The organism is Rickettsiales endosymbiont of Trichoplax sp. H2 (genome assembly GCF_009690945.1).
GTDB classification, from domain to species: Bacteria; Pseudomonadota; Alphaproteobacteria; order Rickettsiales; family Midichloriaceae; genus Aquirickettsia; species Aquirickettsia rohweri.
Window position 1 is genome coordinate 291,230 of the sequence record NZ_NPHZ01000002.1, and the last position, 25,522, is coordinate 316,751.

A 25,522-nucleotide genomic window follows, 5' to 3' on the forward strand; every position below is an offset into this window, starting at 1 on the left:
TAAGGTATCAGCACTAGATTATCCAATTAAGAATGAAAAGATTAAACTCCTATCCTTCTTAGAGCAGTAAAGAGTGAATTAAAGTTCATCGTGCTCAATTTCTGAGTTTTTATTGCTAGGTATTACCAGTTCATTTATATAACAAACATCTAAATCTTTAAGATTTGTTTGATTTCTATAACACATCTGCTCAACATCAGTGTTATTCTCCCTAGATGTTATCAATTCATTTTGTGTCGCTTCTTTAGAAAGCATTTTTGATGCACAATCATAAACATAGTCATGGCATTTCTGCCCTATTACATCATTACAAACTTTATTATAATGATTGGGCACTCGTTCAAAAAATAAAAAATGAAGCTCATTTAATTTTTTATCTTGTAAAAACAGCCATAATGATGCACTTAAAAGAGCAGTGACTTTTAATGTAGTTAATAACTCACTTTTTAAATTTACACTTTCTGTCAACACTTTTTTAAGTATAACATCCGTTACTTCTATTTGAAGAAGAGAAGCTTGTAGCCCTATTACATCTAAATTGCCTACAGTATCGCCAACTTCAGGCTTAAAATATTCATATAACCCATTATTTACTGCTCCTATTAATAATGATTTACCTAATGTCAAGCCTGCGATTCCATATTTTATTGCACCAGCAACTGCTCCAACACCAACATTTTTAACCACAGCATCTTTTTCAAGATATTCATTTGCAGCTTTTCTTATATCATAAGCTATAGTTGCTCCTATAATTGGATATATTACAGGTGCTCCAAGTGCATAAAATACCACACCATCTAACACAATTGCTTCTTCTAAAGCTTCTGGAAATTTATTTACTAAATTAGAACTAACATCAGCTGCAGTTTTACCAAATTTGCTTTCAACTATACCATACGTATTATTTGCAAGCATTTTTTTAGCCTCATATATTCCCCATTCTTCTGCATATTGTAATGTTGTATTACTTTTAAAAGCTCTAAATATAATATATGTTCCTAATAATTTAACTGCAGTGCTGGTAGCTATACTAGTTACACAAGCATATAAAATAGTAGAAGTAGTGGGGATAATAATAGGTATCATTTCATTTACCTTTAAAGTTAAAATTGTTTAGGGGGGTCTTGGAAAAAACTTTAGAACTTAGTTAAATAATATAATAACTAAGTTTAAAATTATTCCTAAAATAAGAAAATAATCTTAGCCTAATAAAACAAGAAATAAACCACATACTCATATGGCTTTGCAAGCTATATAATGATGTATATTTATTTTTCATTTTAACTAAAATTATAAAATTGAGTTGCAATTATATACTGCAAAAAACATATAGTCAACAAATAAAAATTAAAAATAATTAATTTGCAGCAACTATTGATGTATCACCAGAATACAGTGTTATAACTTTATTATTATTGTCTTTAATTAACAAATTACCACCTTCATCTATCCCAATATATTCTCCTTCAATAACATTATTGTGATTTGTTACACTTATTTGTTTACCAGCAAGGTAATCATAATCTTTCCATTCATCTAAGTAATACTGAAAACCCAGTATATTAAATTTTTCTAAATCTCTAATTATATTATTGATTAATAAAACACAAATCTCATTCCTGTCAAAATTTTCTCCAGTTATTTTCTTTAATGATGTCCAGTTGATATTATTAGAATTTGGCAAATGCATCATATTAACATTTAACCCTACTCCTATTATAACATTACAATCTCCATTACTTTCTCCAATCACTTCTGTTAAAATTCCTAAAATCTTTTTATCTTCATAATATATGTCATTAGGCCATTTAATTAAAAATTTATTTGGTAAATTCAATGATAATAAAGACTTTATAATACTTATACCTAAAACTAAACTTAAGCCAGAAATTGCTGAGATATCTTTTCTAAATTTATGTCTAATAGATAAGTAAATATTTTGAGCAAAAGGAGAATACCAATTTCTACCCAACCTTGCATTCCCACCTGATTGATATTCAGATAAACAAACATGATTTTGATATTCACCATCATATACACTTTTCAAGTACTCATTTGTTGAAACTACAGATTGAAAAATATTGAGTATTATAGGGTTAAAATTAATTCCTTTAAGAATTGTATCTTGATCAAGTAATGATATCTTATCCTTTATTTTATACCCAAGTTGATTGTCAGTTATTATATCTACTCCATAATTACTTAATATTTTAATAATTTTCCAAACTGCAGTTCTTGATATATTAAGCTTCTTCCCAATTTCTGTACCTGTTATAAATTCTGTATTAGAAAGAATTTTAACAACTCCAAAAAGATTTTTATTAATTTTTTTCATCGTTTAATTTATAAATAAGCAATCATATATATATATCAAAGCATTTAATTTTTTAAAGTTTATTAATGTTATTAAGTTAATTACTATTTTTTACATAAACAACTTTATTACTTTGTAAATCAAGCGTCAATTTATCCTTAGGAACAATTTCTCCTGAAATTAATTTTTCAGCAATTAGGTTTTGAATATTATTTTGAATCACTCTTTTTAAAGGCCTAGCTCCATAAATTGGATCAAAACCTTGATTAACTAACCATTCCTTAAGCTTTGATGTTATTTGTATAGAAATTTTCTTATCAATAAGCATTTCACTTAATTTCTTAAGTTGTATATCTATGATATCAACCATATTCTCTTTTTTAAGCTTATTAAATAACAATATTTCATCTAATCTATTAATAAACTCAGGTTTAAAAGATTTCCTGACATTCACCATTATTTCATCTCTAATTTCATTTACGTTCCTATCACCTGGAAGCGAGGATATCAAATCTGAACCTATATTTGATGTCAAAATTATTAAAGTATTTTTAAAATCGACAGTTCTTCCTTGACCATCTGTTAATCTACCTTCATCAAGAACTTGCAAAAGTATATTAAATACATCTGGATGAGCTTTTTCAATTTCATCAAATAATATCACTTGATATGGCCTTCTTCTAACAGTTTCAGTTAATTTACCCCCTTCTTCATAGCCAACATAACCGGGAGGGGAGCCTATTAATCTTGCAACTGAATGCTTCTCCATATACTCAGACATATCAATCCTAAGTATTGCTTTTTTATCATTAAACAAAAAAATTGCTAATGCTTTTGTTAATTCTGTTTTTCCAACTCCTGTAGGTCCAAGAAATAAAAAAGATCCTATTGGCTTTTCTTTATCTGAAATTCCAGCTCTCGATCTTCTTACAGCTTTAGATACTACTTCAAGCGCATGATCTTGACCAACGACAAATTTTTTTAAATAATCTTCCATTTTAAGTAATTTATCTTTTTCTGATGTCAACATGTTATCAACAGGAATACCAGTCCATTTAGATACAATAGAAGCTATATCGTTTTCTGAAACAGATTCTTTTAACATTGTATTTTCCCTTTCTTTTTCAAATTTTTTCAAGTCTTCTTCTATTTTTGGTATAACACTATATCTTAGTTCACCTGCTTTATTAAAATCTCCTTGTCTTTGAGCAACATCTAAGTCCATTTTTGCAGTGTCTAATTTTTCTTTAAGAGACTGAATATCATTTATTTTTAATTTTTCTGACTGCCATTTACTCATTAAATCCATATGAGTTGATTCTAATTTTTTTAACTCATTTTGTATAATTTTTAATTGTTCTTTTGACGCTTTGTCATTTTCCTTTTCAAGTGCAACTTTTTCAATTTTTAACTGCATTATTTTTCTGTCAAGTTCATCAATTTCTTCAGGCTTACTATCAACTTGCATCTTCAACCTGCTTGCAGCTTCATCTATTAAATCTATAGCCTTATCAGGCAAAAATCTATCAGTAATATATCTACTAGAAAGATTAGCAGCAGCAATAATTGCATTATCAGTTATCCTCACTCCATGATGAACCTCATATTTTTCTTTAAGACCTCTTAACATTGATATGCAGTCTTCAATAGTAGGCTCTGGTATAAATACTGGTTGAAACCTTCTAGCAAGGGCAGCATCTTTTTCAATATATTTTTTATATTCTGCAAGAGTTGTAGCTCCTATACAATGTAACTCTCCTCTTGCAAGAGCTGGCTTTAATAAATTTGATGCATCCATGGCACCTTCACTAGCACCTGCCCCAACAAGAGTATGTAATTCATCAATAAATAATATTATTTGCCCAGAAGACCTAGATATTTCATTTAATACAGACTTTAATCTTTCTTCAAACTCACCTCTATATTTAGCACCAGCAATCAACGCTCCCAAATCTAACGATAATAATTTTAAATTTTTTAAACTTTCTGGAATATCATTTGTGTAAATTCTTTGAGCTAATCCTTCTATTATAGCAGTTTTACCAACTCCTGGCTCACCTATTAAAACAGGATTATTTTTGGTTCTTCTTGATAATACTTGTATCGCTCTTCTAATTTCTTCATCTCTCCCTATTACTGGATCTATCTTACCTTCTGCAGCATACTGTGTTATATCTTTTGTATATTTTTTTAGAGATTCGAAGGTATTTTCAGCATTTGCCGTATCAGCTACTCTACCTTTCCTCATTTGGTCAATTGCAGATGAAATTTTTAATGAATCTATTCCCTCTTTCGATAAAATTTTATAAATCTCAGTATCCTTTATCTCAGTCATAGCTTGCAATATACTTTCCGTGCTAACAAAACTATCTCCTCTCTTTTTTGCAATTTGCTCTGCTAAAACTAATATTTTTGCATTTTCATTGGATAAATATAACTGATTTGAACCTGTTATAGTTGGTAATTTATCTAAATATTCAACAATCTTTTTTACAATTTGACTAGGATCAACATCACATAAACTAACTAACCTTCTACAAATTTCATCTTCTTTATCTATTAAAATATACGCAATATGTTCAGGTTTAAATTGCTGATGATTTTTAGATAAAGCAAAAGCTTGCGCCTGTTGAATTATAGATTTTGAATTATCAGTAAATTTATCAAAATTCATAAAATTATAAATTAAAAATTTTTGTTACTATTAATATAGGTACAAGAATCTTACATTTCAATATATCTAAGTTTTTAAAACTTAGTCTCTAAATATTTTGTATTCAATTATTATCTATGTTTAGATTAAAGGATATATACTTAAATATAAATTAAAATGGAAAATCATCAAACAAATAGAGATATAGCAAAAAATCATAAAATTATGAATAAGGGTTTAGATGCTAGATTAGCTTATAATATGATAAAAGATCAACTAATATTAGATGGAAATGCTAAACAAAATTTAGCAACTTTTGTAACTACCTATATGGAGCCTGAAGCTGCTAAATTAATGGGTGAAGTTGCAAATAAAAATATGATTGATAAAGATGAGTACCCTCAAACTGCGGAAATTGAAAATCGTTGTGTTGAGATTATTGCAAGACTATGGAATGTTCCTAATATTGATAATATGATTGGTTGCTCTACAACTGGATCAAGTGAAGCATGTATGCTTGCAGGCCTTGCTATGAAAAGAAAAATGCAATTAAAGAAAGGAAACAAAAATTTTAAACCAAATCTAATCACTGGAATTAATACTCAGATTTGCTGGGAAAAATTCTGTAATTACTGGGATGTTGAAATGAGGCAAGTACCACTTGAAAAAGGACGTTATATTATTGACCCCATAGAAGCTGTAAAACTTTGTGATGAAAATACTATTGGTATAGTAGGCATACTAGGAAGTACATTTACTGGTGAATATGAACCTATAGAAAAATTAAATAAAGAAATTGATAAATTTAATAAAAAACACAATCTTGAAATTCCAATTCATGTTGATGCAGCAAGTGGTGGCTTTGTTGCACCATTTTTGCAAAAAAGATTAAAGTGGGATTTTAGATTGAAATGGGTAAAATCTATAAATGTCTCAGGACATAAATTTGGACTAGTATACCCAGGAGTAGGTTGGGCAATTTGGAAAGATAAAAAAGATTTGCCAGAAGATTTAGTATTTAATGTAAATTATCTTGGTGGCAAAATGCCAACATTTACTTTAAATTTTTCAAAATCTGCAAGCCAAGTCATAGGCCAATATTACAATTTTGTTAGACTAGGGTTTGAAGGTTATAAAAAGGTTCATGAAGAATCTAGAGAAATAGCTAATAATATAGCAAAGAATCTAAAGAAATATGAGATATTTGACATTATTAGCGAAGGAAATGACATTGCTGTTGTTTCTTGGAAAGTAAAAGACAAAGTTGATTTTAATTTATTCTTATTATCCGAAAGATTAAATTATACTGGATGGCAAGTACCAGCATATACTTTACCAGATAATCTAACAGATGTAGTTGTTATGAGAATTGTTATACGTGAAGGATTTAGTTATGAAATGGCAGATTTGTTATTAAAAGACTTAGAAAAAGCTATTGAGTATTGCAAAGAAAATTCAAAGCATTTAAAGCATACAAAAAAGCATTGCTATAAACATTAGTAAAATTTATTAATAAATAATGGGAAAGAAAATAAAAAATATGTATATCTAACTGATATAAGGAGTTAAAAATGTCAGTAAATAATATTTATGCAGATAGCTATCAATTAAAAATTCCTGCCATATGCTATCAAAATTTAAGCTCTAATAACCAAAAAATACCAAAAACACTATATCAATATATACTTAATAGATCTGGCATATTGATTATTAATCTTAATTATGAGGAAAAAACTGCCAATACTTTAGTAAAAGTCGTAAATTCTATAGGAGGAATACTACATAGTCATAATGGTGAAGGTGTTATTTTATGGGATGTAAAACCTGTACAAAATAACAATGGAGAGTATTTAGCAAGATCACATCAGTTAAATGAATTTGTATTACATACAGATTGTTCTTATGAAGAAAAAATACCAGATTTTATAGCACTTTACGTAGTAAATCATGATAAATTTGGTGGTGGAAAAAATTTATTAATTGACGGACTAACATTAATTCAACACTTATCTAAAAAATCATTAACCACTCTTCAAAAGGAATCTGTAAAATTTATCATACCAGAGGAATTTAAAAAAGGAGTGAAATATATACACGCTAAGATAATAGATGAAAATTTTAATATACGATATAGAAGATCTATCATAGATCAAAGAGGCTTATCAAAGGAGATAAAAAATGCTTTAGATGAATTTGATGAACTTTGCCATTCCCCTATTATCAATAGAGGATTTGAACTAAAAACAGGGCAATTAATATTACTAAATAACAGGCGTTTTTTACATGCAAGAACTGAAATAAAGGATAAAAACAGACATCTTATCCGCGCAAGATTTTTCACAAATTTTGATAAATTTATAAAAACAGAATTTACCAAAAAAAGCCATGAAACAAAAAGAAAAATTACAACACTTAGTTCCATTTAAAAAAAATTTAATTAAAGACAAAGATAAATTATTAAAATCATTATCTTATAAAATGTCTTTTGACAGATATGGAAAAAATTTTAACCCTTACCCTATAATATTTGATTATGATGTAATAGAACAAATTGAAGAAGCTAATAACATTATAATTATTGCACTTGATGCTATAATTAAAAATTATTTTCACGATAAAGATGTGCAAAGTATTTTAAAATTATCAAACAAAGCATTGATATTATTAGAGAAATGTTCAAAAATTACTTATAAATTAGGTTCCATACGTCCAGATTTTTTAATTACAACAGACAATAGAATTAAAATATGTGAAATTAACGCAAGATTTCCATTTAATGGTATACTTGTAGCTCAATTTTTAAGAGATATTTATAATAAAACTGGTATATCAGATTAAGTCTCAATTAACCAATACCATAACATTATAAACTTGGTATTAAAAAATTTTGATCTATCTAAACCTATAATTATACTGCGTGATCGAGAAAAAGGTTATGATATGAATTTTTTAGAAAATATTTTAAAAGAAAATTCAAAAATAAAACAAAAACAAATATCTCTAATTCCTAATGAGTTAACAGTATTTGATGGTAAATTATTATTTAAAGGACAAATATGTGAACAATTTATTATTGAACTACACCAAGATGAATTATTAAGTTTGAGTGATAATTTTTTAGAAGCTTTAGTTAAAACAAATTATATTAATGATTTAAGAACAATATTAATTGGACATGATAAACGTCTTTTAGCTGCTTTCTCAAAACCAGAGATAATGTTGCGATATATCTCAATGGAAGAATTTAAAATACTCAATAAATATATTATACAAACTTATTTGCCTAATAATGAAATTAACAAAGAAGTAGTATCTAATAAAAATAATTGGGTGCTAAAAAAATATGGAGGGGGTAAAGGTGTTGGAATGTATGTTGGTAAAACTCACTCTGCTGAATTAATTAAAAATATCCTAAAAAATGAATGCCAAGATTATATAATACAACCTTATATATTTCAAAAAAAAGTTCCCATATATACAAAATACAACAATAATATAGATTTTGCAAACATGCATATTGTCGGATTTTTTGCTAATTATAATAAAAACTTTCTTGGGGCCGGATTTCTTAGAGTATCTTCAGGTGATATAGTAAATGTATCTGAACAAGGAGGTTGTATAATAAATGTGGTGAAAAAAAATTACAGCCATAAAAATCATATAATACGTAATTTAAATTATGTTATTTCATATGCAAAAAAATACTCAAAATATTATTCTAAAACACTTCCCATAGACAAAATAAAAACTTTAGACGAACTTGATAAATTACCAATATTAAAAGGAAGTACACTAAAACAACATACGTCTAATGCAAAATGCAGCTTACTTACTGATAAATTAGAGTTTTGTTATATTTTTACAAGCGGAGGCACCACAGGAGCCCCCAAATTTGTTTTTCGTTCATATGAAGAAAATAACACAAATGCAAAAATGCTAGCAAAAGGCTTGAAAGTGTGTGGCTTACAAAAGAATGATGTGGTAGCAAATTTACTAACAGGTGAAGATTTATGGCCAGGGATGACTATATTCAATATAGCGCTAAAACACGTTGGATGCTGTATATTAAGCCTTGGAGAAAGTTATAAACAAGATTTCTTAATCGAAATGATACGCAGATTCAAAATCACAGCTTTGCTTGGCATACCTACACAAATAGCTTCTCTTGCACATTATATAGAAGAAAAAAATATTAAAGATATTTGTATACCTAGAATTATTATTGGTGGCGAACATTTGTATGAAGGTGCTAAAAAATATATAAAAAAAATTCTTAAGGTAAAACATTTTCAATCAACTGGTTATACTAGCAGTGATACAGGAGCAATAGGCTATCAATGTATTTTTTGTGGTGATAATGAATATCATCTCCATTCTAACATGCAATATCTTGAAATTTTAAACTTTAATAATAATAATCCCGTATCATTTGGTGAACAAGGTCGTATAGTCGTTACTAACCTAGACAGAACATTAATGCCATTAATTAGATATGAAATTGGAGATATAGGCAGAATGTTAGATCAAAATTGCCAATGTCATTCCACTGATCCAAAATTCGAACTACTAGGACGTTGTGATGATAATATAAATATAGGAACCGATACTATATCGATTGAATTTTTTGCAAATGCAATAGCTAAATTTGAAGAATTATCATCACATTTCCAAGTACTAATTAATAATACAAATGGCATTGATTATGTAACAATTATTTCAGAAATTAAAAATCAGGAAAAAGTTTCTAAGGGACTAAAAGAAGCTTTATATAATGAAATATCTTCTGTCACAATAATAAAAAATCTAATCAATAAAAAGCTTGTTGGAGACATTTTTATCAATATCTTACCATATGGCTCAATTACAAGGAATTCTAAAACTGGAAAAATACGCAATATTATTGATGAGAGAAAATAATGAACAATTTAGCAACTGATTTCTCTATCAGAAAAGATATTTTACACATTGCTTTTCCAGTTTTATTTATACAATTAGCAGTTTTCGGTAGAATATTTATAGCAACTTATGTAATGAATCAAGTTAATGCGCAGGCCATAGCATCTTTTGCTGTTGGTATTGGCATTATCCAAACCATTACAATGGTAATAATAGGTCTTCTTTCAGCAATTAGTATTATTAATACTCATCAAAATAATATATCTACTATTTTTAGTAATTACTTTCTCCCATATATTGTAATTAGCTTTATTATAATAAGTATTATTTCATTCCTTCTTTTTATCTTTCCTAAATTTTCAGATTTTTTCAAAATATCACCTGAACTACAATATAATGTTAATTTATTTTTGTGTGCTTATATAATTGGTATCCCAGCTTTTGTGTTTTCTACTACATTAAGATTTCACTTATTATCATTTAAAAAAACTAAAATAATTAGTATCACTAATATAAATGGCTTTATAATCTGTGCTTTATTTACAATAATATTTTCATGGCACCCATTTCATATGGGAGCTTCAGGATTCGCTTATGCTGCTGCCTTATCATTTTGGTATACACTGTTTCACTTATTATATTTTACTTGGAAAAATAAATTACTTCCAAAAACATTGAAAAATATGAGATTAAAATTTCACTATATTATAGAAATCTTAAAAGAAGGTGTACCTATGAGTTTGGTTTATAGTGTAGAATCGGTATTTTTTACAGTATTAATCCTTGTAACTCAAAAATATGCTATTGAATACATAACTTCATATCAAATAGTAATACAAATAATCTTATTATTTCTTATATGGCCATTAGCTGTAGGCCAAGGAGCTATCATTATTATTGGACAAAATTATTCCAATAAGACTATCAAAATCAATATATCTAAAATAATAAAAAACATGTTACTTATCGGCATCTCTATAATTACCTTAAGCATTGTACTAATTTTTATATTGAAACAATATTACCTGAAGTTCTTCTTTACAGAGCAACGTTTTATAAATATCAGCATTTTATACATATATCCAATGTTAGTTTTTTTATTAACAGACTCATGTGCAATAATGTTTATGTCTGTATTAAGAGGTTTGCGCAAAACTGTGTTTCCACTCATTTCAATGCTAATTTTTTATTGGATAATTGGAGGAGCTATCATAATGTTCTTGCATTTTTATACACATTATTCACCTATTTCATTTTTTTGGGCCCTTAGCTTTGTTAGCACATTATGCGCTATATCTTATTTTCTCTATATGTACAAAATCATTTCATCGCTATAATTCAACCATATTATTATTGTCTTCTAATTCTAAATATTTTTTTACACATTCAGTATCTCTTTCTATCATTTTACAATACAATCCATATCTATATTGCGCTTCAACATGATTATTATCAGCTGCTTTTTTTAAATATTCCTTTGTACATTCAGCATCTTTTTCTTTTTTGCAAAAAAGTCCATAATAATATTGTGCTTCAATATGATTGTTATCAGCTGCTTTTTTTAAATATTTTTTTGCACATTCAGCATCTTTTTGTTCTATACAAATACTTCCATATTCAATTTGCGCTTCAACATGATTGTTATCAGCTGCTTTTTTTAAATATTTTGCTGCACATTCAGCATCTTTTTGTTCTGCGCAAATACTTCCATATTCAATTTGTGCTTCAACATGATTGTTATCAGCTGCTTTTTTTAAATATTTTGCTGCACATTCAGCATCTTTTTGTTCTGCGCAAGTACGTCCATAATAATATTGTGCTTCAATATGATTGTTATCAGCTGCTTTTTTTAAATATTTTGCTGCACATTCGTTATTTCCTTCTCTTTGGCAAAACTTTGCATATTCGTATTGTTCAGTCACACCTCCTTTATCCGCCGTGTTTTTGATCAGAGAAATAAACTTAGGGAATAATTTATAACCTGTATTAACTGCACCATTTAGAGTTAATAAAGCTGTTGAAGCTCCAAATAATATTTTGCAATAACTTGGGTCTGCAAAAGAAGTTAAATATATACTTCCAGCATTGTAGAGTAATTGTGTTGCTGCTGCATACATATCTAAATTGTATGTATCTTGTATAAATTGATATGTAAGAAATGAATATACACCATAACTTAATATTGCTGAAGAAGGGTTAAATAAACTAGCTATTGAGATAACATTTTTAGAGATCTCAAATATATTCATCCAATTAGGTTCAGATATAATTAAATCTATATGAGAAGAAAGTAATTTTAATGTTAAAAACCCCACACTGACAAGCTTGTTTGCTTTAGTTATATAGCTTTGTGTACGCACTAAAAATTCTTTTTCTTTCATTTTAAGTGATTCCGATGCAGAGTCAGACAAGTTGTTATATAAGCTGTTAATTACTAAAAATTCATCAGCTGACCCATTTTTATCAGGATGCGTTGCTACTGCTAATTTTCTATAACCTTCTACTATATTCCTTTGACTCGTAATATTTAATGGATTTCCTTTCTTATCTGTTATTTCTTTTTCACGAATTAATCTCTGAAAATTACTAATTTCATTATGTAGAAAAAATCCTTTTTTCCCAAAATAATAAGAAAAGCGAATTTTTCTAATAAATTAGAATTTGTTAACCTATCTGCTTGATTATTGTCTTGTTTAGGTAATAACATTGCCATTGTATCTATCCAGGAGTCTAATTGTGTAACGCTATCATCAAAACTTTCTTCGTATATAGGTAATAGACATAATACATCTTCAACTATAGGAAATTCTTTCAAAGCATTTTTTATGGGATAAATATCATTTACTGTTTTTATCACTTGTAGAACTCCTGGGTTATTAGCACTTTTGCATAACAAATTAAATGTACTCAAAAAACAACCTTCCTCCCTTATATAAGGATTCAAACCTATACTAATTAAATTTTTTATTTTTTCTCCACTGTCATCTAGATCTACTGTATTATTCCCACTGCTTTGCTGTTCTACAGCTATACGTAATGCAGCCTGGCCAATATAATTTACAACATCACCAATTTCATCTTTAAGCAATTCTAGTATACTTTTGTGATTTGCTAATTTGAGTAATATTTTTGGCGTCAGATAATATACGCGTTTATTAAGAAGCTCATGAATTAGTATTTCTATATCCTCTGCCTCCAAGGTAGCAAAATTATTAGTAAATTGTGCTAACGTTTTAATTGGATTAGTAGAAGAAGCATTATTATCATTTGTTGGCAATGCTAGCCTACCAGATTGAATGTCACGTATTATTTGTGTTATATCAATTTTAGTATTTATAAACTGTATTATTAATGATGTATCTTCTAAAAAAGCAAATTTTATAAATAGAGCACTATGCTTATTGAGTACATCTCTATTTTCCTTATTATTGTATATAAATAACTCATAAATACGCTTATCATTACCTTGATTTTGATTATATTGATTAAAAAATAATTCTTGATGCTCAGGTAAATCTTTAAATAATGTAAAAAGTTTATCTTCATTCGCTTTATCTAAATTTTTTAGATTTTCTATAGATAGCAAATTTTCCAACACACACTTTTTAGTATCCAGATTAAAAAACTTCCAAAAAATCTCTCTAACTTTTATTAATTTACTAATTTTTTGATTTATTGGATCTCCTGTCTCAAATTCTATATTATTTATCTTTTTGAAAACCAAATCATAGTAAAATTGCAATTTAAATCCATTAAATTCAGCCACCATTTTTCCAAAATTAATTCCTTCTAAAAAATTGTATGCTCCTAATACCTTTACTAACTTCCGTTGATTGTCTTGATCACATTCATCATTTGCATCTGATTTTTGTGGAGATTTGGTTTTTGCTTTACCCTTGATACTTTTTGGCGCTGTAATCTGATTATTTTCATCAGGATAATTGTCATATAACACCTTTGCAAAATGTTCAAAATAACTTTTGTCCTCACCAACAGCTTGAAATAACCATTTAGGGTTAAGATCAATTATAAACTTAAGTAACTCTGGATTTATTTTTTTAATTAATTCAGGATTTTCTAAATAGAATTTCAAAGGGCTCTCTTTTTGATCCCATTGATATTTTTGTAAAAATTGTTTCCAATTAGTATGATCAGGGTGTTGAATATGCTCTAAAATCCTTAAGTTATTGGTTTTAATAATTCTTCCTAATAAATTTAATAAACTATCATAATTTCGTTGCTCTATATCAATCGGTTTTACGTTATTTAGTGCCAAATTAAATACTTCTCGCCAGTTTTCATTAGTTACTCCTTTTGCTTCTGTTTTATCAATATATTTTTCACCTTGTCTTGGTTCCCACATACTTACTAATAAGTGTATTATAGAAAATCCACCATTATCTTGATCATACGCAAGTTTTTCTTTTATATCTGTATCATTTTCTTGCAATAGCATTTTTAAAAATTCAGAATTATATGCAAGTGCATATCTAATTAATACTGTTGTTGACTCATTGTATACTGGCTGTTGTGTTATCTCAGTAATTTCCTTTTCACTGTAATTAACAAAGATTTCGGCTACGCTTTGCTTCTGTGCATAAAATGATTTTTCCTCTAGAGTACCATGTCTGTGAACAGTATTAAAAATTATTAATTTAGCAAAACCTTTATCTTTAGGACCTATTAAGACAGTATTTGAATCTATTCTAATATCACCTAACATAAACAATTTTATGGCATATCTTCCACTACCTCCCTTGATTACTGTCTGTTGATTTATTGCACTGCCTTCAGTATATGGCAAACCCTGAGAACATTTTTTTAGTGCATAAATTAGATATGCTTTATCTATTTTATCACCAAGAGATTTATAATCTATGTAGCCAAATAAATTATCTTCTGGGTTACCAATCTGAAAAACTAATGGTAAAGTTACTGTTTTTTCGCTTAATCTGCCCTCGTATTTGTCTAAACTGGATTTTTTATTAATATTCCCCTTTATAGTATAGGACCAAATTTTTTCTATCCCCATGATACCTCCATTTATAAATAGCACATATATTACTCTTTATGCACCACACACTATTTATAAGTTTTAAATAATATGTGAGCGCATTATACACACAAAAAAATATTATGCAATAAAATATTGAATTTATCAAAAGTTTAAGATTTTATAATTTGCAATAATGTTTAAAATTTAACAGCCTGAAGCAAATACTTTTCTAACTCTTCCTCTTTCAAATACATAAGCTTCTTGTTTGCTTCTCTTAAAGTACAGTCATTATCATCTGCGTAATGTGCTAGTTTAGAAGCTTTATCATATCCTATAACTGGACTAAGTGCAGTCACTAGCATTAAAGACTGATCCAAAAAGTAAGCTATCTTTTTTTTATTAGGTTTTGTTCCTTCAAGTAGATATTTTGTAAAGTTTAAACAACTATCTGAAATTATTTTTACCGACTGTACAATGTTATGTAATATCAAAGGTTTATAAACATTCATCTCAAGATATCCACCAGCACCAGCATGTGATACAGCATTATCATAACCAATTACTTGTATTGCAACCATCGACATAGCTTCACACTGCGTTGGATTAACTTTGCCAGGCATAATAGATGAGCCTGGTTCATTTGAAGGAATAATTAGTTCATGAAATCCTGCTCTAGGTCCACAACTTAACAACCTGATATCATTTGCAATTTTCAGCAACGTGCAGGCTAATGTTTTAATTGCCCCGCTCATTGCTACCAAAGCATCATGTGATCCCTGAACAGCAAATTTATTCTTTGCAGAAACAAACGGAATATTAGTAAATTTTTTTATATTTTTGACAGCTGTTTCAGAAAACTCTGGATGAGTATTGATTCCTGTTCCAACAGCAGTTCCTCCTATAGCAAGTTTATATACATCTTTGAGTGCCCATTCTATCCTTTCATAAGCTTCCTCTAAATTCACCGCATATCCAGAAAATTCTTGTCCCAATGTAAGAGGTACTGCATCTTGCATATGAGTACGCCCAACTTTCACAATGTCAGACCATTCTTTACTCTTTTTCCAAAATCCATCAGTAATCTTCTTTAGCGCAGGAAGTAGTTTGTCTAAAACTATTTTTGCAATTGCAATACACATACCTGTTGGGAAAGTATTATTAGAAGACTGTGACATATTTACGTGATCATTAGGGTGTATTGGATTCTTTGTCCCCATAATACCACCTGCCAATTCAATAGCCCTGTTTGATATTACCTCATTAATATTCATATTACTCTGAGTTCCACTCCCAGTCATCCAAACATGCAAAGGAAAGTGGTTATCCAACTTTCCAGCAATTATTTCATCTGACGCCTTGACTATTAAATCCATTTTTTCTTTATTCAATAGCCCTAACTCAAAATTAGCCAAAGCTGCTGATTTCTTCAAAATCCCCATAGAATGAATCATTTCTATTGGAATTATATCTTCTCCTATAGAAAAATGAATTAATGATCTTTGAGTTTGTGCACCCCAATACCTATCAGATGGAACTTGAATTGTTCCAATTGAATCACTCTCTTGCCTAAATTTTTGCTCCATATCAACCCCCTACAAATAGTCTTTATAAAAAGGATGATACATTCTTTTCTCTATAAACTGCAATATATGAGAGTCATAATCAGGACGTTCAACTCTTGCTAAACCATCATCAAAAATCACCTTAGCTACACTTACCGAGATCTCAAGAGCAATTTCAAGTATCCTAGAAGTAGAAGGTAATAAAGTACCCTTATTATACTCTTCAGCATTTAACTGCTGAGCTAAAGTCTGTGCTGCAATTAAAAACATTTTGTCAGTTACAAACTTTGCTTCAGTTGCATATATTGCCATACCTACAGCTGGGAAAATCCATAAATTATTTGCCTGTGCAGGATAATAAGTTTTATCACCAAGATTGACAGGATCAAAAAGAACTCCAGCTGCATAAAGTGCTTTACCTTTACTATAGCGATAAGCTTCTTCTGCAGTGCATTCTTCTTGTGAAGTAGGATTAGAAAGAGGCAATATCAAAGGTCTTTCGTTGAATTCTGCCATAGCCTCTAAAACTTCTTTAGTAAACAGATTTGGGCAAGTGCTTACACCGACTATAGCTGTAGGTTTTAATTCCTTAACACAGTTAATAAAATTATCAGAACCTTTATGTTTATGGGCATACGGCTTTTTAAACTCTTCAAGTCTTTTTCTACTTTCCACTACTAATCCCTTTGTATCAAACATCCAGCAACGCTTTCTTGCTTCTTGAGTGGATAACCCCTCCTCTTCCATAGCATAGCATAATAAATCAGCAATACCTCTAGCTGCAGACCCAGCACCTAAAAATAGTATCTTATGATCACTAATTTTCATTCCTGTATATTTTTGAGCTGCATAAAAAGCTGCAACAGTTACTGAAGCTGTTCCTTGAATATCATCATTAAACATACATACTTTATCTCTATACTTAGCAAGCAAAGGAATAGCATTATAGTTTGCAAAATCTTCAAATTGTATGCAACACTTTGGAAATACAATTTGAACTGCATCTACAAATTCATCCATTAATTCAATATAATCCTTATGATCAACACGTGGATGCCTCAATCCCATATAAAGAGGGTCATTTAAATATTTTTCACGATTTGTACCAACATCCAAAAATATTGGAAGCTGTGCTTCTGGAGGAACTCCAGCAACAGCTGTATAAAGAGCAAGTTTTCCTATTGAAATCCCCATTCCATTCACGCCTAAGTCACCTAAACCCAATATTCTCTCCCCATCTGTCACCACAATAAATTTCACATTTTTCCTTGGCCACTTACTTAAAATATCCTTAACTTTCCCCTTATCTTTTATGGAAATATATAAACCTCTAGAAGCTCTATAAATATGACCAAACTTAGTACATGCTTCACCAACAGTCGGGTCATAAACAATAGGTAAATATCTTGCTGGATCACTCATTAAAAGCCTATAAAATATCGTCTCATTTTGTGATTGTAAATTTGCTAAACATATGTACTTAGCTAAATCATTAGGCATATGAGAAAGTTGCATCCTTGCTCTACTAACTTGTACTTCTTGATCTTCTATCCCAGGTGGTAAAAATCCTCTTAAATCAAATAAATCCCTCTCTTGTTCAGAAAAAGCAGTACCTTTATTTAACAAAGAATCTTTTAATAGATCTATCCCTCTTAGCTTTATTTTAGTCATAAAAAAACCCCACTATAAATCATATATCTTTTCATTGTAGACACAAAAATCCATGATTTCAACAATAAGCTTGAAAAGCTTTTAGAGTAGATTATATTTTTATTCAAATTAAATAACGACAAGTTAATAATTATAAAATTTTTATTAATATAAGGTCATAAAAAATCTTATTTGATCAATAATTCTAATTACCTTAATTCTCTAGGAATATTAAATTTCACATTTTCTTCTATACCTTCCACATGAGTGATTTTTACATCTCTCATTTTTTTTATTTTTGCAATTAAATTAGAAACTAAAATTTCAGGAGCAGATGCACCTGCAGTTATTCCTAATTTTGTACTATTATGAAGTAAATCTGAAATATTGTCATTTTCTCCGTTCAATAAATAAGCTTTAGTTCCACAACTTTCTGCAATATCTCTTAGTCTATTTGAATTTGAACTATTTTTTGCCCCAATTACAAAAATTGTATCAACAAATGATGCAAGCTTTTTGACTGCATCTTGCCTATTTTGTGTAGCAAAGCATATATTTTTTAGCTCTGGGCCTTTAATATTTGGAAACGCATTTTTTAAAGCATCTATTATATTTTTAGTATCATCAACACTCAGAGTAGTCTGAGTAACATATGAAATACTTTCATCTTTTGAAAAAGGAATTTTCTCTACATCTTGTATATTTTCCACTATAAAAACCTCTTGCTTTACTCTACCACTTGTACCTTCAATTTCTGGATGATTTTTATGTCCTATTATTATAATTTTATCTCCTACTTTTTCAAATTTCTGAGCTTGAAGATGCACTTTTTTAACGAGAGGACATGTAGCATCTATGATTTTTAGATGCTTGAGTCTCGATTCATTTTCAACTTTCTCACTTACACCATGTGCAGAATAAATAGTTACAGCATTATCAGGTATTTCTGCTATTTCTTCAACAAAAATTGCTCCTTTATTCCTCAAATTTTCAACTACATATCTATTATGTACTATCTCATGCCTCACATATACTGGTGCACCATACTTTGCAAGTGTAAGCTCAACAATTTCTACAGCACGCTCAACACCTGCACAAAAACCTCTGGGATTAGCCATAAATATCTCAAGCTTATCAAGTTTAATTTTACTAATCGCCATAACATTGTATTATAATCATTATTTATGTAAAATAACTGTTTAAACTATATATAGCAAGATTTTTACAATGCAATGCACCCAAATTATAGGCTTTGATTCTGCACATAGAATTATTGGACATAAAGGAAAATGTAGAATGCTTCATGGGCATAGATACACTTTAGAAGCAACATTTGAATCAGAGCAACTCAATGATTTAGGTATGGTAATTGACTTTAGTATAATTAAACAAAAACTAAATAATTGGCTAAATTCAAATTGGGATCATAATACCATTTTAAATATTAAAGACCAAAAGTTAGGAAACTTAATATCAAATATCACTGGTCAAAAAATATTTTATTTAAATGAAAATCCAACAGCTGAAAATATGGCAAATTTTTTATTGCTTGAAGTATGTCCAAAAATTTTTAATGATGAATCCGTAAGATGCTCAAAAATTAAGCTGTACGAAACACCAAATTGCTATGTAACTACACTAAATAAAGTATAAAAATATGAAAGACAGGACTTTAAAAGAAAATCTAGCTACAGCATATAAAATTTTAGCTTATTTAAAAATGGATGACTTAACTTATACACACCTTTCAGCACGCAGTAGCAAAGGTGATACTTTTTACATTTATCCTTTTGGCATGCTTTTTTCAGAAGTTGAACCAACTTGTTTATTAGAAGTTGATTTCAGTGGAAAAATACTAGAAGGAGAAGAATATCAATACAATAAGACTGGATATATAATTCATTCTATAATTTACAAAAATAGACCTGATATAAATGCTATATTTCATCTCCATACCATCCCTGGAGTTGCTGTTTCTTGTATGAAAGGCGGTTTATTACCTATTAGCCAATTTGCACTTCACTTTTATGGACAAGTTAGGTATCACAATTATAATTCTTTAGCTTTAACAGAAGATTCAGGTGAACAAATTGTTCATGATTTAGAGGATAAATATATAATGTTCTTACAAAATCATGGAACACTCACCTGTGGCAAAACTATTCATGAGGCAATGTATTATACCAATCATTTAGAAAAAGCATGCAGAGTTCAAATTGCAACACTTAGTGCAGGAAAAGAAAATTTAATATTTCCAAGTAGTGAAATATGTAAAAAAAGTAATTCTGACCTATTGGGCTTTGAAGAAGATTTAGGAATGAGAGATTGGCTAGCTTTAAAGCGAGCTATTAAGTAGAAAAATTTAATAAAAATAAGCTTGCTTTAAGTTTAGAGCTTATATAAAAAGAAAATATTAAAAAAATTTTTATAAGTGAATAATTACGAATTTGACAAGATTATTTTATCTATAGCTTTAGCTATTTTTGCTATTGTCTTTTGCATTAATATTGGGGATTTAATATATTACCCTAATATTCCAATTAAAACCAAAGGTTATAAAATTGATATTCCAGAAGGTAATCATGATGGTACTAATAAAGTTGAGGAAATAGATGAAAGTACTTTAGATTTAAAAGTATTATTTAGTAAAGCTAATTATAAAAATGGAGAATCAATATTCAAAAAATGCTCTATATGTCATACAATAAATAGAGGGGAGGCAAATAAAATAGGACCAAATCTTTGGAATATTCTAAATTCCAAAGTTGCATCAAAAAGTGGTTTTGCATATTCATCAGCAATGAGTAATAAAGGTAATTTAGGAGATATTTGGAGTGCCCAAGAATTATTTAATTATTTAAAATCACCAAAAAAATATGTTCCAGGGACAAAAATGGCATTTGCAGGAATTAAAAAAATTGAAGATAGAGTTGACCTTATTGAGTTTCTAAAAAATCATGCTAATAGCCCAGCTAAAATAGAATAAAATTACATTCTTTAAATATTTAATCATAATATTTGCCTCACCTACACATTAAAATAATTTAATATAGGATTATCATTTTATTTATCTCTGTACAGCAAATAACTTTTTTCCTATTTTTCCTTATTTTGAATATTATCTTTATATATTGAATGAGATGCCGATCCATTTTCAGCTATATTATGCATTTCACTTGTTCTAATTTGAATCTCCATATTTTTTTTGAAAGGACCGGTAATAACCATATGTATTGATTGATAGCCATTATCTTTTGGATGCTTTATATAATCCTTAATTCTATTATCTAAACAATTGTATTCTTTTTTAAGAAGCTTTAGTGCTTTATAACAATTTTTTATAGTTTTCACTATTATTCTGAATCCCAAAATATCTTTTATATTATCTATAACATGAGTATTGTTATTTAATTTACTATAAATAGAAGGTATGGTTTTTATTCTTCCTGATATACTTAATAAATTTGCACCTAAGTCTAATAAAACAATTTTTAATTCTTTAATAATATCATTGTGTAATTTTATAGCATCTTTTCTCAAACCTTTTAAATCATTCAATTCCTTTGCCTTGTATACAATTTCTTTAAGTGATGCAGATTTATTAAATATATAGTCAAAAATATCATAATTAATATTCTCCTTATAATCTATATTACTTTCTTGAGTATATAGGATAATAGGCACCTTCTCATACTTTTTTATCATCTTAAAACTTATAGCAAATTGTAATCCTTTAACTATAGGCATATTATGATCTGTTATTACAATATCCACAGCATGCTTACGATGCTGCAAAATCTCTAATGCCTCTTGGCCATCAGCTGCTACAATAACATCAAAGCCCAAGCTTAATGAAATGTTCGATAATATATTTCTAGCAAACCTATTATCATCAATTATTAATATAACTTGCTTTTTCATACCCCCCCAGAAGCTTGTAACTTTATTGTAAATACAAACAAACAATAAAAAATTATCTAAAAAAAGTCAAACTCTAAAAAAAAGATGAAATAAATACAAGATTGAAAATTGATTAATAAAGATAAACTAAATATAATTAATATGCCTAATTATTATAAATCACACACTTTGCCTTATCTTTTAAAAGGGTATTAAGTAACTCAAAATATTTTAAAGCTACACTGTTACCTATATTTATTTTACTAAATTTGATTGTTGCTTGCTTATTATTAATATCTATTTTTTCTACATTGCACTTTTTCGCTGCAAATTTTATTTTTGCAATATCAATTAAATTATTTACTTCTTTTGGAATCATTCCAAATCTATCATTTAATTCATCACTTAATTTATCAAATTCCTCAATATTATCTAAAGATGCAATTTTTCTATATGTTATACATCTTAAATTTTCATTAGTTATATAAGTTTTAGGAATAAAAATAGAATCCTGAGTAATAATTTTTGGGTTTATATCATCCTCTTCTTCAATGTTTTGATTGCCTTGTTCAAGAGACTTTATAGCCTCAAATAGCATATGCTGATATAACTCAACTCCAATATCTCTAATATTACCAGATTGTTCCTCTCCAATTAAATTACCATAACCACGCATGTCCATATCAGCAGTTGCTAAACTAAAGCTAGAACCAAGCTGATCAAGTGATTGAATTATTGAAAGCCTTTCTTGAATTTCATTCTTAAATTTTGCTTTAGAATCATAAGTTAAATAAGCATACGCTTGTTGCGCTCTTCTTCCAACTCTACCCCTTATTTGGTATAACTGTGATAAGCCAAACATATTAGATTTATCTATTATAATAGTATTAGCATTTGCAATATCTAACCCAGATTCAATGATCTGTGTACTAATTAAAATATCTATATTATTTTTCCTTAAGTCTAATGAAGTATCATCTATAGATTGATTATCAACTTGTCCATGTATAACACTATACCTTAAATTTGAAAAATGCTTTTTTATTAGCTTTTCAATATCAGATATATATTTAATTCTAGGAGTTACAATAAGAACAATTCCACCTCTACTACTTTCTCTATGAATTGCTTGTTTTAAAATTTCTAGAGAAAAAGGTAAGATATAAGTTTTGATTGGTTTCCTGTTAAGTGGTGGGGTACTGATAATACTTAAATCCCTTATTCCAACTAAAGACATCTGCAATGTCCTAGGGATAGGAGTTGCAGAAAGAGTTAACATATGTACATTCTTTTTTAACTGCTTCAATTTTTCTTTTTGAGCAACACCAAAATTCTGCTCCTCATCAACAATTACAAGTCCTAAATTTTTAAAATAAATATTATCAGCAAGTAAAGCATGTGTGCCTATAATTATATCAATCTCTCCATTTTTTAACTCTTTTTTAATTTTTTCTTTTTGACTTTTAGTATTTTTACTAGAAATAAATTTTATATTTATATCAAATCCAGCAAATCTTGTGCAAAATGTTCTATTGTGTTGTTCTACTAAAAGCGTGGTAGGGGCAAGAATCGCAACCTGAGAAGGTGTATCGCCTTTTACAGTTATAAAAGCAGCTCGCATTGCAATTTCAGTTTTTCCAAATCCTACATCTCCACATATTAATCTATCTGTAACACCACCAGAACCTAAATCTTGTATTATATCTTCAATTGCAGATAATTGATCATTAGTTTCAATATATTCAAAAGAGTTACAAAATTTTTCATAACTTGAATAAATAGGATGTAATTCAATACCTTTTTTAATCTTTCTTTCAGCAGCAATTGCAATTAATTTTTTAGCAATTTTTGCAATTTTATTTTTTGCTTTAGTTCTTCTAGTACTCCAAGAACTTTTTCCTAATTGATCTAGATTACTATTTTCACTATCACCCCCATATTTTGTTATCAAATCAAAATTTTCAATTGGAATAAAAAGCTTATCATTATTTAAATACGTAATTTTTATAAAATCCTTCAGAGTATTGCTTGTTTTTATTTCCTGAATACCTTCATATTTTCCTATGCCAAATTTCTTATGTACAACTAATTCTCCTGAATACAACCTATGAGAATTTTGCGTAAACTTTTTTATGTTTTTTTTTCTAGAATTACTAATAGTTAAGCTTTTACCAAAAATATCTTTTTCTGATATAAAAATAAAATTTTTACTTATAAATCCTGTTTCAAGAGCTAACTTAGATATGAAAAATTTATTATTGCTTTTAATTGCTTCATCTATATTAGAAATTATATCAATTTTGTAATCATTTTGAGTAAAATACTTCTTTATGCGCTCTTGCTTTGCTTTGCTTGTGAAAAATATTATAACTTTTTTAGAATTAAAATTGCTATTAGCTTGAGATAAAAAATTTTTTAAATTATCTAATTCAGATATTTTATTTAGTTTTGCTGTATAATATAAATTATCAATTTGCTTAAATTCATCTTCATTATAATTATGAAATTTGGTTAAAATGAAATTTGATAATGAAGAAATTTTTTTACTAATATTTACAGGTGGTAAATATATTTTGGAAGGTGAAATCAAATCATTATATGCATCATCATATTCATTATTATTATTTTTATATTTTTTATTAATTGATTTCCAATATTCATCTAAATTAACTTCAAAATCACTTTCTCTAACTATTACTTTAATGTTATTAAGGTAATCAAAAATACTATTAGGATTTTGATAATATATTGATTTTAGATGCAACGTTTTTTCTTTTAATTTTTTTTCTCCTAAGTTTTTTAAACTTTTTAATAATTGAAAATTTTTAGATTCTTCATCTATAAAAATCTCATGTGCTGGAGGAATATTGATTGACTGAATTTTATAATGACTTATTTGAGTATTTATATCAAACTTCTTAATATTTTCTAAAATATTATCAATAAAGTTTAGTCTAATTCCAAAATCACTACCAAAAATCATTATGTCTATAATACTTCCTCGCACAGAAAATTCACCAAATTCCTCTACTATATCAACCCTTGTATAGCCTATATTTGTGAGAAATTTTATTAATTCTGTAAAATTATATTTATTATTAACTTGTAAGTTTTTACTATTGTTTTTAATAAGATTTATAGGTGTTTGATATTGAATTAATCCAGCTATACTCGAAATAATTAATTTTTTAGATTTTATATTAGTGGCTAATTGATGCAATAAACTTGCTCTATTTCCATAATTTGTACAACTATCTATATCATATGGGGTACTATTTAACCCAGGCAAATAAATTACTAAAATATCTTGTGGTATAAAAAATTTTGAATTATCGTATGTCTCTAAAGCCTTTTTTTCATTATTAGCAATATATAAAATAGAATCTTCTTTCTGTAATAATTGATTTATAACATAAGCTTTAGTGCATTTTGGAGAGTATAAATTTTTCTCTATTATTTTATATTTTGTATTTAACAAAACAAGTATTAAGATATTTAAAGTAAAATTTTATATTAGAAAATTATCCAAATGTCATCTTATTTTATAATAT

18 protein-coding genes are annotated in these 25,522 nt (G+C 28.0%); 8 read left to right on the top strand and 10 right to left on the bottom strand.

Going from position 1 to position 25,522, the window contains the following annotated elements; translation table 11 throughout:
* Positions 1 to 78: 78 nt before the first annotated feature.
* The 3 genes from h2es_RS03520 to clpB all read right to left on the bottom strand — a co-directional run bounded on the left by h2es_RS03520 (position 79) and on the right by clpB (position 4,988).
* Positions 79 to 1,086 carry a hypothetical protein gene (locus h2es_RS03520; protein WP_154511460.1) on the bottom strand — a complete coding sequence of 336 codons (1,008 nt, stop codon included), beginning with the start codon at positions 1,084 to 1,086 and terminating at the stop codon, positions 79 to 81.
* A gap of 271 nt (positions 1,087 to 1,357) precedes the next feature.
* Positions 1,358 to 2,335, bottom strand: coding sequence for a biotin--[acetyl-CoA-carboxylase] ligase (locus h2es_RS03525; RefSeq protein ID WP_154511462.1), 978 nt, complete (start codon positions 2,333 to 2,335; stop codon positions 1,358 to 1,360).
* A gap of 76 nt (positions 2,336 to 2,411) precedes the next feature.
* Complete coding sequence (gene clpB, locus h2es_RS03530) at positions 2,412 to 4,988, bottom strand: ATP-dependent chaperone ClpB (protein WP_154511464.1); 2,577 nt, start codon at positions 4,986 to 4,988, stop codon at positions 2,412 to 2,414.
* A 156-nt stretch (positions 4,989 to 5,144) separates the two neighbouring features.
* Between clpB and h2es_RS03535 the strand changes: the two genes are divergently transcribed.
* The 5 genes from h2es_RS03535 to h2es_RS03555 all read left to right on the top strand — a co-directional run bounded on the left by h2es_RS03535 (position 5,145) and on the right by h2es_RS03555 (position 11,200).
* Positions 5,145 to 6,467 carry a glutamate decarboxylase gene (locus h2es_RS03535; protein ID WP_154511466.1) on the top strand — a complete coding sequence of 441 codons (1,323 nt, stop codon included), beginning with the start codon at positions 5,145 to 5,147 and terminating at the stop codon, positions 6,465 to 6,467.
* A 71-nt stretch (positions 6,468 to 6,538) separates the two neighbouring features.
* Positions 6,539 to 7,393: a TauD/TfdA family dioxygenase gene (locus tag h2es_RS03540; RefSeq protein WP_154511468.1), complete on the top strand. Its 855-nt coding sequence runs from the start codon at positions 6,539 to 6,541 to the stop codon at positions 7,391 to 7,393.
* Complete coding sequence (locus tag h2es_RS03545; RefSeq protein WP_154511470.1) at positions 7,353 to 7,805, top strand: hypothetical protein; 453 nt, start codon at positions 7,353 to 7,355, stop codon at positions 7,803 to 7,805. The genes h2es_RS03540 and h2es_RS03545 overlap by 41 nt, the downstream gene beginning before the upstream one ends.
* 33 nt (positions 7,806 to 7,838) lie before the next feature.
* Positions 7,839 to 9,884 (top strand): phenylacetate--CoA ligase family protein, encoded by a 2,046-nt coding sequence (locus h2es_RS03550; protein WP_230204248.1) that lies wholly within the window; start codon positions 7,839 to 7,841, stop codon positions 9,882 to 9,884.
* Positions 9,884 to 11,200, top strand: coding sequence for an MATE family efflux transporter (locus tag h2es_RS03555; RefSeq protein WP_154511474.1), 1,317 nt, complete (start codon positions 9,884 to 9,886; stop codon positions 11,198 to 11,200). Before h2es_RS03550 ends, h2es_RS03555 begins: the two co-directional genes overlap by 1 nt.
* Here h2es_RS03555 and h2es_RS03560 read toward each other — a convergent pair.
* The 5 genes from h2es_RS03560 to ispH all read right to left on the bottom strand — a co-directional run bounded on the left by h2es_RS03560 (position 11,195) and on the right by ispH (position 19,231).
* Positions 11,195 to 12,274 carry a tetratricopeptide repeat protein gene (locus h2es_RS03560; RefSeq protein WP_154511476.1) on the bottom strand — a complete coding sequence of 360 codons (1,080 nt, stop codon included), beginning with the start codon at positions 12,272 to 12,274 and terminating at the stop codon, positions 11,195 to 11,197. The genes h2es_RS03555 and h2es_RS03560 overlap by 6 nt on opposite strands.
* 158 nt (positions 12,275 to 12,432) lie before the next feature.
* On the bottom strand, positions 12,433 to 14,895 hold the full coding sequence (locus tag h2es_RS03565) for a hypothetical protein (protein WP_154511478.1): 2,463 nt from the start codon (positions 14,893 to 14,895) through the stop codon (positions 12,433 to 12,435).
* Between the two features lie 161 nt (positions 14,896 to 15,056).
* A complete protein-coding gene (locus tag h2es_RS03570; RefSeq protein WP_154511480.1) occupies positions 15,057 to 16,442 on the bottom strand; it encodes a class II fumarate hydratase in 1,386 nt (461 codons plus the stop codon).
* 9 nt (positions 16,443 to 16,451) lie between these two features.
* Positions 16,452 to 18,092 (bottom strand): NAD-dependent malic enzyme, encoded by a 1,641-nt coding sequence (locus h2es_RS03575; protein ID WP_154511482.1) that lies wholly within the window; start codon positions 18,090 to 18,092, stop codon positions 16,452 to 16,454.
* 188 nt (positions 18,093 to 18,280) lie between these two features.
* On the bottom strand, positions 18,281 to 19,231 hold the full coding sequence (gene ispH / locus h2es_RS03580; protein ID WP_154511484.1) for a 4-hydroxy-3-methylbut-2-enyl diphosphate reductase: 951 nt from the start codon (positions 19,229 to 19,231) through the stop codon (positions 18,281 to 18,283).
* A gap of 67 nt (positions 19,232 to 19,298) precedes the next feature.
* Here ispH and h2es_RS03585 point away from each other — a divergent pair, with 67 nt between their 5' ends.
* The 3 genes from h2es_RS03585 (at position 19,299) to h2es_RS07880 (ending at position 21,057) form a co-directional block, all read left to right on the top strand.
* A complete protein-coding gene (locus tag h2es_RS03585; RefSeq protein WP_154511486.1) occupies positions 19,299 to 19,724 on the top strand; it encodes a 6-pyruvoyl trahydropterin synthase family protein in 426 nt (141 codons plus the stop codon).
* 4 nt (positions 19,725 to 19,728) lie between these two features.
* Entirely contained in the window at positions 19,729 to 20,427 is a 699-nt protein-coding gene (locus h2es_RS03590; RefSeq protein WP_154511488.1) for a class II aldolase/adducin family protein, read from the top strand.
* 75 nt (positions 20,428 to 20,502) lie between these two features.
* The gene (locus h2es_RS07880; protein WP_154511490.1) at positions 20,503 to 21,057 is read left to right on the top strand and encodes a c-type cytochrome; all 555 of its coding nucleotides are present in this window, start codon (positions 20,503 to 20,505) and stop codon (positions 21,055 to 21,057) included.
* 110 nt (positions 21,058 to 21,167) lie between these two features.
* Here h2es_RS07880 and h2es_RS03600 read toward each other — a convergent pair whose 3' ends face one another.
* Together h2es_RS03600 and mfd are read right to left on the bottom strand one after the other, a co-directional pair.
* On the bottom strand, positions 21,168 to 21,992 hold the full coding sequence (locus h2es_RS03600; protein ID WP_154511492.1) for a response regulator: 825 nt from the start codon (positions 21,990 to 21,992) through the stop codon (positions 21,168 to 21,170).
* 145 nt (positions 21,993 to 22,137) lie between these two features.
* Positions 22,138 to 25,449 carry a transcription-repair coupling factor gene (gene mfd, locus h2es_RS03605; protein ID WP_154511494.1) on the bottom strand — a complete coding sequence of 1,104 codons (3,312 nt, stop codon included), beginning with the start codon at positions 25,447 to 25,449 and terminating at the stop codon, positions 22,138 to 22,140.
* Positions 25,450 to 25,522 lie beyond the last annotated feature (73 nt).